The sequence below is a fragment of the Moorena sp. SIO3I6 genome (assembly GCF_010672095.1).
Genome location: NZ_JAAHHU010001000.1, coordinates 1 through 1,812 on the forward strand (window position 1 = coordinate 1; position 1,812 = coordinate 1,812).

A 1,812-nucleotide genomic window follows, 5' to 3' on the forward strand; every position below is an offset into this window, starting at 1 on the left:
AACAGAAGATCGCCGACTGCTAGCACCTCATCAATCAGAAGAATATCTGGTTCTGTATGAATTGCACTAGCGAAACCTAACCTTGCTGCCATTCCAGAACTATAGGTTTGTACTGGCGAATCAATGGCATCCCCAATTTCTGCAAACTCTAGAACTTGATCAAACCGCTGATCAATTTCTTTTTTCGACAACCCCAAAATCGACATATTAGCATAAATATTTTCCCGCCCTGTCAAAATCGGATTAAACCCTGCTCCCAAAGCAATCAATGGTGCCAAGCGACCTTTAACTTCCACAGAGCCAACATCCGGCTTAATCAAACCACTAATAATCCGCAATAATGTCGATTTACCACTACCATTTTTTCCCACTAAGCCAATTGCTTCTCCTCGTCGCAATTGAATACTGACATCCTTAAGTGCCCAAAACTCCTTTTTCCGCAGCTTATCATCCTTCTGCCGCAATCCTAATAACTCAGTGCCAATATCATGAACCCCATATAATAAAGACCGCTTCAAGTCCCGACAAAACTTTTTAGAAACCCCATTAATCGAGAGAATGACTTCACTATCCTGGGATTTGTTCGCAAGGTCTTGCTCAGTGGTACTAATCATCATTAAGAACTCATCCTCTCAACTACAAAAGGCATGGAGAGACGATAGAAAATCCAAGCTAGTAGCAATCCCACCACAGCAATTCCACTCGCCACCCAAAATCCCAGGGGATCGGAGATCACACCTGTGGTTGCCAACTCTCGTGTTGTCACCAGCAAAGGAGTGACTGGATTGAATTTCACAATAGCGCCAAATACCCCCTCACTAGGAACTGGATAGACAACTGGAGTCAGAAATAACCAAAATCCAGTTGCCAAAGTAAGACCCATATAAAAATCTTTATACAAGGCTCCCATCGGGGCTAATAACAAGCCAATAAATGTTCCAAAAAATACAAGATTAATCAAAGCAACTGGTGCTATAATCACGCTCCAACTTACTGGCATCTTGAACCAGATAAACAAGCCCACAATCAGAATCAGCTTGATACCAAAGTTAAAAAATACTTGACCGAGTTTGCTAAGAATAATCGCTTCACGGGGGAAATTAATTTTAGCCAACATTGCCTTGGCCTGGGTCACGGCTTGGACAGGACCATTCAGTGTTTCCACAAAAGTCTGCCACAGGGTCATGCTAAACATCACATAAGCTGGATAGGGCAACTCCGTGCTACCAACATTAATCACCCCGTTACTCTTAGCCATAGTAAAGCCAACAGCTGTCACAATTGGTGGTATAAAAGCCCAGACAATTCCCAGAAATGACTGGCGGTATTGGGCACTGATATCCCGCACCAGAAGTCGCCAAGCTAGTTCCCTAGAAGCTAGCAAGTCTCGCCCCATCTCTTGAAATAATTGAAGCGGATGCCTCATCTTACTCTCAGGAGTATAAACCACCCTGGGTAATCTCTGATCTGATCCTTTAGTCCGTTTCAAAACTATCTCCTCACTTTTCTAGCAGTTATCAATTGGGTGAGGTACAAATTTTCGGGTTTCAGGGAGTAGGGAGCAGGGAGTAGGGAGCAGGGAGCAGGGAGTAGGGATTAGGCAGCAGGGAGTAGGGAGTAGGGAGCAGAAATACAGGTTATATTTAAAAGTTGAATCTAGGTTAAATCTAGAGTTATCCCTGATAATAATTATCTGTTAACTTATTCAAAAACTATCTGTTAAATCTGGATAGTTTAACCAATTAAGTAAATTCATTGGTTCAGAAAAAAAACTCTAAGTTGTTGTGTATTAAAATTGGATACTATTCAGTT

At 42.2% G+C, this 1,812-nt stretch carries 2 protein-coding genes; both read right to left on the reverse strand.

The features are described 5' to 3' along the window. The coding region (locus F6K49_RS45410) for an ABC transporter ATP-binding protein (protein WP_293108738.1) at positions 1 to 617 on the reverse strand (617 nt) is incomplete at its 3' end. Further along, positions 617 to 1,489 carry an ABC transporter permease gene (locus F6K49_RS45415; protein ID WP_293108741.1) on the reverse strand — a complete coding sequence of 291 codons (873 nt, stop codon included), beginning with the start codon at positions 1,487 to 1,489 and terminating at the stop codon, positions 617 to 619. The genes F6K49_RS45410 and F6K49_RS45415, both read right to left, overlap by 1 nt. Positions 1,490 to 1,812 lie beyond the last annotated feature (323 nt).